The organism is Massilia violaceinigra, assembly GCF_002752675.1.
Lineage (GTDB): Bacteria > Pseudomonadota > Gammaproteobacteria > Burkholderiales > Burkholderiaceae_D > Telluria_A > Telluria_A violaceinigra.
In genome coordinates this window covers 4,638,910-4,650,967 of record NZ_CP024608.1, presented here as the reverse complement: position 1 = coordinate 4,650,967, position 12,058 = coordinate 4,638,910, and the positions used below count along the sequence as shown (strand labels likewise).

The following is a 12,058-nucleotide window of genomic DNA, read 5'->3' as shown; positions in this document are numbered from 1 at the left end:
CTCCGTGTCAGGCGGCTTGGGCGCACAAGGCTTCGCCGAACAGCAGGCGACTGCGCATGGCCGATATGTCGGTGCGGTTCTGGATCAGACCAAAGTACCACGGTCCATCCTGCACGTCGCCGTACAGGACCGCACCGGCGATGCGGTTCCCGGCCAGCACCAAGCGTTTGTAGATGCCGCGGCGCGGATCGCGCAGCACCAGGTCTTCGCTGCCCTCGCCGCCGATAAAATCGCCCACCGAATACAGGTCGACGCCGGTCACTTTCAGCTTGGTGGGTGTGGCCTGCTGCACGTAGCGGCGGTGGCCGTTGCGCGCCAGGTGCGCGCCGCACACCTTGGCCTGGTCCCAGATCGGGGCCACCAGGCCAAACGTGGCGCTGCGGTGCTGCACGCATTCGCCCACGGCATAGACGCGCGGATCGTACGTCTGCAAGGTGTCATCGACGACAATGGCGCGCTCACAGTGCAGGCCGGCCGATTTGGCCAGTTCGATATTCGGGCGCACGCCGGCGGCCATCACCACCAGATCGGCGGGGATTTCGTTGCCATCCTTGAAGCGCACTGCCTTGACGCGAAGGTCGCCCACGATCTCGCTGGTGTGCGCTTCAAGCAGGAAGCGCAGGCCTTTCAGTTCCAGCGCGGACTTGAGCAGCAGCGCGGCCGGCTTGTCGAGCTGCTGGTTCATCAGGCTGTCCATCACGTGCACCACGGTGACCTGCATCCCGCGCCGCAGCAGGCCGTTGGCCGCCTCCAGTCCGAGCAGGCCGCCGCCGATGACGACCGCATGGCCGCCGCTGCGGGCCGCTTCGAGCATCGTATCGACATCCTGGATGTCGCGAAAGCCGATCACACCCGCCAGTTTGTGGCCGGGCACCGGCACGATGAACGGCTTCGAGCCGGTGGCCAGCAGCAGCCGGTCGTACCAGACCTCGCGGCCCGATTGCGAACGCACCATGCGCTTGCGGCGGTCGATATGCACCACCGGATCGCCCGCATGCAGGGTGATGCCGTTGGCGGCATACCATTCGCGCGTGTGCAGCATGATGTCGTCGATGTTCTTTTCGCCGGCCAGAAGCGGGGAAAGCAGGATGCGGTTGTAATTACCATGCGGCTCGGCGCCGAACACCGTGATGTCGTACAGCTCCGGCGCCAGCTTGAGCATTTCCTCGACCGTGCGCATGCCGGCCATGCCATTGCCGATAACGACCAGCGATTGCCTGGCGACGGGCGCTGTCGTGACCTTTGTCATGCGCAGACCCATACCTTGCCGTCCTCGACCCGCGCGCGGTAGCTGGGCACCGAGTGTTCCGGCGCTTCCAGGCATTCGCCGGTGAACAGGTCGAAGTGCTGTTTGTAGATGGGCGACGCCACCACGATGCGGTCGCCCAGGCTGCCCACCAGCCCGCGCGAGAGTACCGAGACGCCGCTGTTCGGATCGTAGTTCCCGATCGCGAACACGCGCTCTTCGCTGTCAAGCACGTGGAATACGGCGACCTGCTCGCCTTTCAGGAGCGCGCACACGCCGGTGTTGGGGACGATCTCGTCGAGCGAGCAGACGGCAGTCCAGTTGGTCAGTTCGATATCGCGGTGCATGAGCTTCTCCTTAGGCGGTTTTGACGATGAGTGGAATGACGCGCTTGCGTTCTTCGATCGTGGCCGGACGAATCTGGCCGCGCTCGGGCATGAAGACCACGTTCTGGTCGGCCTGGTCGCTGTTGACGAAATGGCGGAAGCGCTGGCGCGTGGCCGGATCGTTCACGGCGTTCTTCCACTCGCAGGCGTAGGTGTCGACCACGTGCTGCATGTCCGCTTCCAGTTCGGCGGCCAGGTGCAGCTTGTCGTCGATGACGACCGATTTCAGGTAATCGAGGCCGCCTTCGAGGTTGTCGCGCCAGACGCTGGTGCGCTGCAGGCGGTCGGCCGTACGTACATAAAACATCAAAAAGCGGTCGATGTAGCGCACCACGGTTTCCTGATCCAGGTCCGAGGCAATCAGTTCCGCGTGGCGCGGCTTCATGCCGCCGTTCCCGCACACGTAAAGGTTCCAGCCTTTTTCGGTGGCGATCAGGCCCACGTCCTTGCCCTGCGCTTCGGCGCATTCGCGGGTGCAGCCGGATACGCCGAACTTGATTTTGTGCGGCGTACGCAAGCCCTTGTAGCGGTTTTCCAGCTCGATCGCGAAACCGACGCTGTCGGCCACGCCGTAGCGGCACCAGGTCGAACCGACGCACGATTTGACGGTGCGCAGCGACTTGCCGTACGCATGGCCCGACTCGAAACCGGCTTCAATCAGCTCTTCCCAGATCAGCGGCAGCTGCTCGACGCGCGCGCCGAACAGGTCGACCCGCTGGCCGCCGGTGATCTTGGTGTACAAGCCATATTTTTTGGCCACCATGCCGACCGCGATCAGGCCATCGGCCGTCACTTCCCCGCCCGGCATGCGCGGCACCACCGAGTAGGTGCCATCCTTCTGGATGTTACCGAGGAAGTAGTCGTTCGAATCCTGCAGGCTGGCGTGTTCGGGTTTCAGCACGAAGTCGTTCCAGGTCGACGCCAGTACGTTGGCGGCCACTGGCTTGCAGACGTCGCAGCCGCGGCCCGTGCCGTGCTGCGCCAGCAGGTCCTCGAAGGACGTGATCTTGCCGACCTTGACCAGATGGTAGATTTCCTGGCGCGAGTACGGGAAGTGTTCGCAGACGTGGTTGTTGACGGCCATGCCCTGCTTTTTCATTTCCGCCTTCATCACCTGCGTGACCAGCGCCACGCAGCCGCCGCAGGTGGAACCGGCCTTGGTGCAGCTTTTCAGCGCGCCGATGGTGGTGGCGCCGCCGCAAACGGCGGCGCACAGGTCGCCCTTGGAGACGTCGTTGCAGGAGCATATCTGGGCCGTGTCGGGCAAGGCGTCCACGCCCAGGCCCGGGCGCGCCTTGCCGTCGCTTTGCGGCAGGATGAGAAATTCCGGCGACTCGGGCAGCTCGATTTTATTCAACATCATCTGCAGCAGGGTGCCGTATTCGCTCGCGTCGCCCACCATCACGCCGCCGAGCAGGAATTTGCCGCAGTCGGAAACGACGATCTTCTTGTACACCTGTTTGCGTTCGTCGGTGAACTGATAGGAGCGGCTGCCCGGACTGACCGCGTGCGGATCGCCGATGCTGGCAACGTCCACGCCCATCAGTTTGAGCTTGGTGCTCATGTCGGCGCCGGTAAAGGCGGCGGCCTGCTCGCCCAGCAGATGGCGCGCGGCCACGCGGGCCATGTCGTAGCCCGGCGCCACGAGGCCGAACAGCTGGCCGTTCCACAGCGCGCACTCGCCGATGGCGTAGACATCCGGGTCTGAGGTCAGGCAGCTGTTGTCGATGGCGATGCCGCCGCGCGCGCCGATCGTCAGGCCGCACAGGCGCGCCAGGTCGTCGCGCGGCCGAATCCCGGCCGAGAACACGATCATGTCGGTGTCCAGATGGCTGCCGTCGGCAAAGCGCATGCGGTGCGTGCCCTCTTCGCCGTCGACGATTTCAAGCGTGTTCTTTTGGGTGTGGACGGTCACGCCCAGGTCTTCGATTTTTGCGCGCAGCACGCGCGCGCCGCCATCATCGACCTGCACCGCCATCAGGCGCGGCGCGAATTCCACCACGTGGGTCTGCAGCTGCATGTCGCGCAGGGCCTTGGCGCACTCCAGGCCGAGCAGGCCGCCGCCGATCACCACGCCGGTTTTGGAGCGCTTGCCGCATTCGAGCATCGCCTCCAAATCTTCGATGGTGCGGTAGACGAAGCAGTCCTTGCGGTCCTTGCCGGCCAGCGGCGGCACGAACGGGTACGAGCCAGTGGCGAACACCAGTTTGTCGTAGGCCAGCACTTCGCCGCTGCCGACGGTGACGGTTTTGGCTGCGCGGTCGACGGCGACGGCTTTCGCGTTCAGCTTGAGCAGCATATTGCCACCCTCGAAGAAGCCGGCCGGCACCAGCGACAGGTCGTCGGCCGATTTACCGGAGAAAAATTCCGACAGGTGCACGCGGTCGTAGGCGGCGCGCGGTTCTTCGCACAGGACCGTCACCTCCAACCCTGGCGCGGCGGTGGCGCCGAGCGACTCGAGGAATTTGTGGCCCACCATGCCGTGGCCGATGACGATGATCTTCATGCTGATTCTCCTTACGCGACAGCGTTGTTGACGGCGACCGGACGGTCGTCCACGGCGGCGGTGAGCCTGACCGCGATGGCGCACAGCGCCGACAGCAGCACCAGGCCGCTGAGGATGGTGAGGGTTTGGGCGATGTCGCCGGTGCCTTTCATGAGAAAGCCCGCCGCGACCGCGCCCACGTTGCCGCCGGCGCCGATGATGCCGGCCACGCCGCCCAGCGCCTTGCTGTCGATGAAGGGCACCAGCGCGTAGGTGGCGCCGCAAGCCATGTGGGTGAACAGGCCGAACACCAGCATGGCGATCACCGCGAAGACAACGCCGTCGGCCTTGGCGAACCACAGCAGGCCGGCGCCTTCGCCGATCATCAGCACGAACAGCAGCGTGACGCGGCTGTTAATGGTGCCGCGCATCGCCAGCTTGTCCGATACCCAGCCGCCGAGGGCACGGGCGAACAGCGCCAGCAGACCGAAGCTGCCGGCGGCCATGCCGGCTTCCTTCAGGCTCAGTTTGAAATGGTCGACGTAGTAGACGGCGGCGATGTTGTGGATGAATATCTCGATGCCGAAGCAGGCGCCGTAGGTGACGAACAGCAGCCACACGCGGTGGTTGGCGCTGGCGGCCTTGAAGCTCTCCCAGCCGCCGGCGGGGGCATGCCCCGCCTTGCCGCCTTCGATGGCGATGCCAGCCGCGCGCATGTCGTCGTAATTACCTTGCGGGCAATCCTGGGTGAATTTCCAGTACAAGCCAGCCATGACGACCATCAGCACGCCCGGCACCAGCAGGGCCACGCGCCAGCCGAGGGCTTCGCGCACGCCCAGCATCAGCAGTGCGCCGACCAGCAGTGGCATCAGCGCCTGCGCTGCGCCGCCGCCGGCATTGCCCCAGCCGGCTGCGGCCGCGTTGGCGGTGCCGACGACCTTGGGGCCGAACATGACGGAGGTGTGGTACTGGGTGATGACGAAGCTCGCGCCGACGGCGCCGATGCCGAGGCGGAAAAACAGGAAGCTTTCATAGCTTTGCGACGCCGCCACGCCGAGGACCGGGATGGCGCCGAGCAGCAGCAGGCCGGTGTAGGCCTTGCGTGGCCCGAAGCGGTCGCACATGGGGCCGACGATCAGACGGACCAGGATCGTGATGGCGACGGCGGCGATGTTGATGTTGGCGACCTGCGCGAGGGTCAGGCCGAATTCGCCTTTGATGATGGGCATCAGCGGCGCGCAGGCGAACCAGGCGAAGAAGCAGACGAAGAAGGCCATCCAGGTCAGGTGGAAGGCGCGCATCTGCGGTGTGCTGATACTAAAGAGTTCGATGGTGTTTGCTTTGGTGGCCATTGTTTATCCCGTTAAAAACAAAAAGGCGTCCGGCCAGACCCGGTTGTCAAAAACCAGGTTGGACGGACGCCGTTGTCCTGCCGATCCGTCGTTAGATCAGCGCAAGTTGTTCAGGGGATCGCCATTGATCCGATAGGTACTGTTTAGCAAACGCCGTGCCAGGGTGGGTGCGGGGCGGGATCGGAGGTCTGAGGCAGGAAAAAGAAGCGAACGCTACATTGCGGTGCACAAATGCCCGAAAATGATGCGTGGGAGGGTGCGGCGCCTTCTTCCTGCTTTGTCGTCACGCCGGGACGGGGAATAAGCCCTACCCCAGGTGAATCCGAAACGACTGCGCATACCCCCGCGGATCGCTGCCATCCCACTCGAGGCCGTCGATCAGCGTGGAACTGCGCATCGGCGACGATGGCACCGAAGTCCCTGTCATTTCCGCTGCGCCGCGGTACAGATCGATCCGGTTTACCGCCTGCGCCTGCCCCAGATAATCCGGTTCGTCCCTGAGCAACCCCCAGCGCCGCTGCTGCGTCATGAACCACATCCCATCCGACAGATACGGGAAATTCACCTCGCCATCGCCATGAAAACGCAGCGCCTTTTCATCGGTCCACTGGCCGCCCACACCGTTGTCATACTGCCCCACCAGGCGCCGCGCGATGGCTTCCCGGCCCGTATTCAGATACGCCGACCCGGCCAGCACCGTCGCCGTCTGCTCCTTGTTGGCCTTCGAGGCCTCGATCCAGCGGCTGGCGTCGAGCACCGCCGCAATCATCGCGCGGCAAGTGCCCGGATCGCTCCCGGCAAACGCCGCCGTCGTTCCCAGCACCTTGCCCGGATGATCGGGCCAGATCTGCTGGCTGGTCACCGCCGTCACCCCGACACCGTCGTCGATGGCGCGCTGGCCCCACGGCTCGCCGGCGCAGAAACCATCGATCATCCCGGCGCGCAGGCTGCCCACCATCTGGGCCGGCGGCACCGTCAGCGCGCGCGCGTGGCGCAGCGGGTCGATCCCGTGCGCCGCCAGCCAGTAATACAGCAGCATTGCGTGATTGCCGGTCGGGAAAGTGTGGGCGAAGGCATAGCCGCGCGGCGCATTCCGCATGTGCCGCGCCAGGCTCGGCCCATCCACGGCGCCCTGCTCCGCCAGCGCGCGCGACAGCGTCACGGCCTGGCCGTTGCGGCTCAGGTTCATCAGCACGGCCATCGCCTGCTGCTGGCAGCCGATGCCCAACTGCACCCCGTACATCAGCCCGTACAACACATGGGCGGCGTCGAGCGCGCCCGAGCCCAGCTTGTCGCGCACGTTCGCCCACGAGGTTTCGCGGCTGAGCACGATCCTGATGCCATATTGGCGGTCGAACCCGCACTCGGCCGCCATCACCAGCGAGGCGCAGTCGGTCAGCGGCATGAAGCCGATCCTGACCGTACGCAATTGCTTTACATTTATCTCTGCCATACAACTCCTTGCTTTCCTGTAGCTACGCGGCGACTCAACCGAGCAGATCCTCGACATCGAGAATGCGCTGGGCAATCTCCGCCAGCTTCAAATTCTTGTTCATCGCCATGCTGCGCAGTTTCTGGTACGCCTGGTCTTCGGTCAGCCGGTGATGGGTCATCAGGATGCCTTTGGCGCGGTCGATCACCTTGCGTTCGGCCAGCTTGTGGCGAGTCTCGCTCAGCTCGGCAAGCAGCTTCTGCTCCTGGCGAAAGCGCGCCAGCGCCACGTTCAGCACCGGTTTGATGCGCTCGGACTGCAAGCCCGCCACGATGTAGGCCGACACGCCTGCGGCCATCGCCGCGTCCATGCTGCTGGTGGTGTCGTCCTCGGTGAACAGCACAATCGGGCGGCGCTCGTCGCGGGTGGCGATGACGATGTGTTCGAGCACGTCGCGGGCGTCCGATTCGGCATCGATGATAATCATGTCGGGTTGAAGTTGAGCGATCCTTTCGGGCAAATAGATATCGGCGGGTAGCGAAGCGACGATGTCGTAGCCCGATTCGAGCAGGCCGATGCGCAGCGCGTTACCGCGCATGACCTGGACCGCCAGGGCGGCATCGTGCTCGCCGCCTTCCGGAACGATCGTATTGACGACGACAATGCGCAGCTTGCGTGGGGGATGCGCGGGGGTTTTGGACATGTTATTGGTTGAGAGTGAGGCCATATCCTTACAATACAAGCAAGATATGCGCCAGCACGATCTGCTGCTCCAAGGGCGGCTCGAACGGAATGGCGCAGCGGGAACAGTTGCGCTTCCTCGCCAGGCTGGGATACATTGCTGTTTTTATATCTGAAAGCCGACCATGCGCATGCGCTCTTCCCTTCTTGGCGGCCTGTTCCTGGCTTCCGCCTTGCTGGCGCCCGGTCTGGCTGTAGCCGACCCAACCATCATCTATCTGGTGCGGCATGGCGAAAAGGCAGCGGTCGAGAAAGATCCTGATCTGACCGCCCAGGGCAAGGCGCGCGCACGCAATATCGCCGCCATTCTCAAGTCGACCGGCATCGCGCATGTGTACAGCAGCACGGCGCAGCGTACACGCCAGACCGCCCAGCCGCTCGCCACCGACTTGGGATTACAGGTGCAGGTGTACGATCCCGCGCAAAGCGCCAACCTGGTCGCGCAGGTCAAGGCGGCGGGCGGTACGGCCTTGGTGGTGGGCCATTCCAATACCGTGCCCGAACTGGTGCGCTTGTTCGGCGGCAAACCTGGTAGCGACATCGGGGATGATGAATTCGACCGGCTATATCAGCTCATCGTCGACAAGGATGGCAGCGTGACGACGGTATTGCTGCATACCGTGGCGCCTTGACGAATTGTACGACGCTGCCGTTAGCGGATACGAGCATGACCGCGCGTCCCGGTTGGCGCTTTCAACGTCGCTTGGCTGCGACAGCCAGCGGGATGCGCCTTGCACCGGTACCTGCGCCACCAACCCGCTTATTTGCCAGTACTTGAGCAGTCTGAGAGCTTGAGCGGGATTGCCAGCTTCTTCAGCCGTTCCGGCTAATGCGCGCTCACGTAGCCGGGCGGCTCGCTCGGCGCCTGGCTCAGGAGCGTTTTCATCATCGCCGCCTCCTGCACCGGACTGCGGCCGAAAAAGCGCTTGAATTCGCGGCTGAACTGCGAACTGCTTTCATAGCCGACCCGGTTCGAGGCAGACGAGGCGCTCATGCCCTCCTGCACCATCAACAGCCTTGCCTTGTGCAGGCGCGTGCTCTTGAGATACTGGATCGGCGAGGTTTGCGTCACCGCCTTGAAGTTGGCGTGGAAAGCCGCCACGCTCATGCCTGCCTCATGCGCCAAGATCGGCACGTCCAGCTCGCCGCTGAAACCCGCATGGATGCGGCGCAGCGCCTTGCCGATCTTGCCGAACTGGCTGTGCTGGGCCAAGGCCGCACGCACAGAGCCGCCCTGTTCGCCGGTCAGGACCCGATACAGAATTTCGCGCAGGATGCCCGGTCCCAGTACGCGCGCTTCCACCGGGCACAACAGCACTTCGAGCAGGCGCAGCACGGCGTCACCCATGGCCTCGTCCATCGCCGTCGAGCACATGCTGACGGGCGTGGTGTGGGCTGACGGCGCGGGGCCGAGCGCCAGCGCGAGCTCGGCAGCGACTGCGAGGTCGATGTGCATCTTGAGCGCCAGCAGCGGCTCGGCTTCGCTGGCGTCGGTCTCGCTCTCGAAAGGCAAAGGCACCGACAGCACCAGAAACTGCTGGGCATCGTAAATGAAGCTTTGCTCGCCCAGATACCCCCGCTTGCGGCCCTGGCAGACGATCACGATGCATGGCTCGTACAGCACAGGCACGCGTGCCACGGCCCGGTTCGCGCGCATGAAGCGCACGTCGTCGAGCGCGGACGCAGTATAGCCCTCGGACGGCGCCAGCCTGCCCAGCAAGGCGATCATGCGGTCTTGTCTGCTCGGCGGCGTTGGCATCGGCTCCTCTGTGGCGGGTTCGTCAGCCGCCAGTGTAAGGCGCAAAACGCCTGCGCGCCAAGATCAAATCCTCGCGCAGGCGTGCCTGATTCTCTTGCGAGGCCGCCAGTGCGCATGCCCGTGCAGCAAATCGGTGCGCGCCAGCGGCAACACGGGTGCGCCCCTCTCCCGCGCCTCGGCAGTGCGGCACGCCCTGCCCCACCGCCAGCGCTATTGGCAAGCCCGGGACGGCGTGGCCCGGCTCCATCCCATCCGCGTTGAGTGCCCCAGCCACCGCCATGCGCAAGGTCTGGCTCCAGGCCTTCCGCGCTGAGTGCCCCAGCCACCGCTATTCACAAGGTTCGAGGCCGTGCTCCTGTTTCCTGCCGCCCGCGTCTAGTGGGCCATCCAGAGCGGCAATGTCGATGAGCGGAGCAAGGTCCTGGTCGCGCCGCCCAGCAAGACTTCGCGAAAGCGCGAGCGGCCGTAAGCGCCCATCACGATCAGGTCGGCGCCCGCCTCACCCGCCGCCGCCAGCAGCGCCCGGCCGGCGTCCGCATGACTGTCGACGTCGCGCACGTTGACCCGGATCGCGTGCCGTGCCAGGTACAAGGCGAGGTCGGCGCCCGGCGTGGCACCGTGCAGATCGCCCTGGGCCCGCGCATCGGCTACCACAATGTCCACCTGGCGCGCGCGTTGCATCAGCGGAATAGCACTGGCGATCGCACGGCTGGCCGGGGCGCTGCCGTTCCAGCCGACCACGATCCGCTGCCCCAGCGGCGCCCCAATGGAGGCGCCCCGCGCCCCCGCGGGCACCACCAGCACCGGTTTGGCGGAGTTGAGCAGGACGTACTCGGGAAAATCGGCGCGCATGCCCGGCAAGGGATGCGCGGCATCGTGCTGCCCGATCACGAGCAGATCGCAATAGCGCGCCTGCAGACTCATGCCCAGCCCGATTTCTTCCTCCAGCCGGCGCCGTTCGAACGACAGCACGCCCAGCGCGTTAGCCCGCTGCTCAAAGGCATCGAGCGCGCTGTCGGCCAGGCGGCGCAACTCGGCCAGCGGAGCCTGCACCGGCGGCAGGCTGGGATCGAGCCCGCTCAGCGCGAGCAGGCGCGGCGGCAGGTTGGTCAGCGCGCTGCCGATCAGATGCGCATTGTGCTCGATGGCCAGTCGGGCCGCGGCGTCAATACGCACAGCGGCCTGGGGCGACTCGTCGACATGCACCACGATCGTTTTGTACTCCATGTTGGCCTCCTTTTTGACTCCGTTGCGACCGGTCGCGCCCGACAGGCAGCGCATCACCGGGCACGCTGCAATTCCCGCAAGAGTACCGAGCGTGGGCCACGTCTCGAACAGATGAACTCCCGCAGCGCCGGGCATGCACCGCACAAACCAGACTAGCCTTGTGCGCTCGCCTCAATTTGCGCGATGTCAAACGCGTTCGCCCGATTAAATGGAACTTATCCGGGTCCGCATAACATGCCATGGGCCGTCAGAACACATGCCGCACACCCAGGTTGAAGGCGCTGTCGCCGCTGCCTGGTTCCGTGTTGTTGCCGACGGTGTAGCCAGCGCCGCGCTTGTTCTTGATGCGCGCATACGCCGTGTACAGGCTGGTGCGCCGCGACAGCACATGGCTCACCCCCACGCCCCACTGATGCGCATCCTGGTTGTAGGCTGTCCGGTCGTTCTTGCGGATATACGATGCCATCAGCGTGGTCATGCCGAACGGGACCGAGGCTCCCAGCAGCATGTCGCGGCTGTCCGTCGAGGCGGTGGGCCGCACGCCCCCATACGGATTGCCGCTGTTGGGCAGCAGCGCGCTGTTGGTCCCCTTGTCCACCCCATATGCCGCGTAAGCGCGGGCAACGCCAAAGTCGTAATTGGCTGCCAGCAGCGTATTGCGCCCGATCTCGCGCTCGGCGGCAGGCAGCGGCGGCACCGAAGCCGCGCCGGCAGCCGTGGTGACGTCATTGTTGCGGTGGTTGTAGGCCAGGCGCGCATTGAGTCCACCCCGGCTGTAACCGAGGGACAATCCGAACTGGCGTCCGGCCGTGCTGCCGCCGGGCTGCTCGCCAAGCGCGTAGGACACCTCCCCCGTCACGCCCATGATTTCCGGCATCGAATACACGATGGCGTTGCTGGTGCGCGTATTCTGGCCGCCGGCCGGGAACAGGTTCTTGGCAGTGCCCGCGTAGCCGCCGCCGAACGGGTCCGCCACGCCGGTCAGCGCATTATAGTAAGGCGTGTACTGGCGCCCCAGGGTCAGCCCGCCATACTCCCGATGACGCGCCCCCACGTAAGCCTGGCGGTGGAACAGCGCCCCGGCTTCCTCCTGCTGGCCGGTGTCGATACGCGCACCCGCTTCCAGCAGGAAGTTGGCGCTCCAGCCATACCCCAGGTCTTCCGATCCGCGGAACCCGATGCGCGACGCCGAGCCGACACCACTGCTGACCCGCGTGAGGTTGCCGCCGGCGCCGCCCTGCTCGCGCACGAGGCCGGCGTCGACAACGCCGTACATGGTCACGGACGACTGCGCACATGCCCAGCCGCTTAGCGAACCAAGCACGGCGGCTGCTGCAAATGAGATGGATAGTTTCATTATCTGTTTCCCCGGTTGATGCTGCGTTTCTCCCGCCATGACGGCTCCACCGGCATCAAACTCATCTGCATGA

The 12,058-nt window shown here is 65.0% G+C and carries 10 protein-coding genes; 1 reads left to right on the top strand and 9 read right to left on the bottom strand.

Annotation, left to right across the window (positions count from 1 at the left end; all coding sequences use genetic code 11):
• Positions 1 to 7: 7 nt before the first annotated feature.
• The 6 genes from CR152_RS20370 to CR152_RS20345 all read right to left on the bottom strand — a co-directional run bounded on the left by CR152_RS20370 (position 8) and on the right by CR152_RS20345 (position 7,604).
• Positions 8 to 1,249: an NAD(P)/FAD-dependent oxidoreductase gene (locus CR152_RS20370; protein ID WP_229413477.1), complete on the bottom strand. Its 1,242-nt coding sequence runs from the start codon at positions 1,247 to 1,249 to the stop codon at positions 8 to 10.
• Positions 1,246 to 1,593, bottom strand: a complete 348-nt coding sequence (gene nirD / locus CR152_RS20365) for a nitrite reductase small subunit NirD (RefSeq protein WP_099877771.1) — start codon at positions 1,591 to 1,593, stop codon at positions 1,246 to 1,248. The genes CR152_RS20370 and nirD overlap by 4 nt, the downstream gene beginning before the upstream one ends.
• 10 nt (positions 1,594 to 1,603) lie before the next feature.
• Positions 1,604 to 4,138 (bottom strand): nitrite reductase large subunit NirB, encoded by a 2,535-nt coding sequence (nirB, locus tag CR152_RS20360; protein ID WP_099877769.1) that lies wholly within the window; start codon positions 4,136 to 4,138, stop codon positions 1,604 to 1,606.
• Positions 4,139 to 4,149: 11 nt separating this feature from the next.
• Complete coding sequence (locus CR152_RS20355; protein WP_099877766.1) at positions 4,150 to 5,469, bottom strand: MFS transporter; 1,320 nt, start codon at positions 5,467 to 5,469, stop codon at positions 4,150 to 4,152.
• 307 nt (positions 5,470 to 5,776) lie between these two features.
• Positions 5,777 to 6,922, bottom strand: a complete 1,146-nt coding sequence (locus tag CR152_RS20350) for a CmpA/NrtA family ABC transporter substrate-binding protein (protein ID WP_099877764.1) — start codon at positions 6,920 to 6,922, stop codon at positions 5,777 to 5,779.
• Positions 6,923 to 6,956: 34 nt separating this feature from the next.
• On the bottom strand, positions 6,957 to 7,604 hold the full coding sequence (locus CR152_RS20345) for an ANTAR domain-containing response regulator (RefSeq protein WP_099877761.1): 648 nt from the start codon (positions 7,602 to 7,604) through the stop codon (positions 6,957 to 6,959).
• 169 nt (positions 7,605 to 7,773) lie between these two features.
• Here CR152_RS20345 and CR152_RS20340 point away from each other — a divergent pair, with 169 nt between their 5' ends.
• Positions 7,774 to 8,274: a SixA phosphatase family protein gene (locus CR152_RS20340; RefSeq protein ID WP_229413476.1), complete on the top strand. Its 501-nt coding sequence runs from the start codon at positions 7,774 to 7,776 to the stop codon at positions 8,272 to 8,274.
• A 194-nt stretch (positions 8,275 to 8,468) separates the two neighbouring features.
• On the opposite strand, the gene CR152_RS20335 is transcribed toward CR152_RS20340, so the two are convergent.
• The 3 genes from CR152_RS20335 to CR152_RS20320 form a co-directional block, all read right to left on the bottom strand.
• Positions 8,469 to 9,401, bottom strand: a complete 933-nt coding sequence (locus CR152_RS20335; protein WP_099877758.1) for an AraC family transcriptional regulator — start codon at positions 9,399 to 9,401, stop codon at positions 8,469 to 8,471.
• Between the two features lie 375 nt (positions 9,402 to 9,776).
• Positions 9,777 to 10,628, bottom strand: coding sequence for a universal stress protein (locus CR152_RS20325; protein WP_167399927.1), 852 nt, complete (start codon positions 10,626 to 10,628; stop codon positions 9,777 to 9,779).
• Between the two features lie 247 nt (positions 10,629 to 10,875).
• Positions 10,876 to 11,985, bottom strand: a complete 1,110-nt coding sequence (locus tag CR152_RS20320; RefSeq protein ID WP_099877750.1) for a porin — start codon at positions 11,983 to 11,985, stop codon at positions 10,876 to 10,878.
• Between the last annotated feature and the right edge of the window lie 73 nt (positions 11,986 to 12,058).

Excerpts from the sequence above, each read along its gene's own strand:
- CR152_RS20370 (WP_229413477.1), bottom strand. The coding sequence starts at position 1,249 with ATGACAAAGGTCACGACAGCGCCCGTCGCCAGGCAATCGCTGGTCGTT.
- nirD (WP_099877771.1), bottom strand. The coding sequence starts at position 1,593 with ATGCACCGCGATATCGAACTGACCAACTGGACTGCCGTCTGCTCGCTC.
- nirB (WP_099877769.1), bottom strand. The coding sequence starts at position 4,138 with ATGAAGATCATCGTCATCGGCCACGGCATGGTGGGCCACAAATTCCTC.
- CR152_RS20355 (WP_099877766.1), bottom strand. The coding sequence starts at position 5,469 with ATGGCCACCAAAGCAAACACCATCGAACTCTTTAGTATCAGCACACCG.
- CR152_RS20350 (WP_099877764.1), bottom strand. The coding sequence starts at position 6,922 with ATGGCAGAGATAAATGTAAAGCAATTGCGTACGGTCAGGATCGGCTTC.
- CR152_RS20345 (WP_099877761.1), bottom strand. The coding sequence starts at position 7,604 with ATGTCCAAAACCCCCGCGCATCCCCCACGCAAGCTGCGCATTGTCGTC.
- CR152_RS20340 (WP_229413476.1), top strand. The coding sequence starts at position 7,774 with ATGCGCTCTTCCCTTCTTGGCGGCCTGTTCCTGGCTTCCGCCTTGCTG.
- CR152_RS20335 (WP_099877758.1), bottom strand. The coding sequence starts at position 9,401 with ATGCCAACGCCGCCGAGCAGACAAGACCGCATGATCGCCTTGCTGGGC.
- CR152_RS20325 (WP_167399927.1), bottom strand. The coding sequence starts at position 10,628 with ATGGAGTACAAAACGATCGTGGTGCATGTCGACGAGTCGCCCCAGGCC.
- CR152_RS20320 (WP_099877750.1), bottom strand. The coding sequence starts at position 11,985 with ATGAAACTATCCATCTCATTTGCAGCAGCCGCCGTGCTTGGTTCGCTA.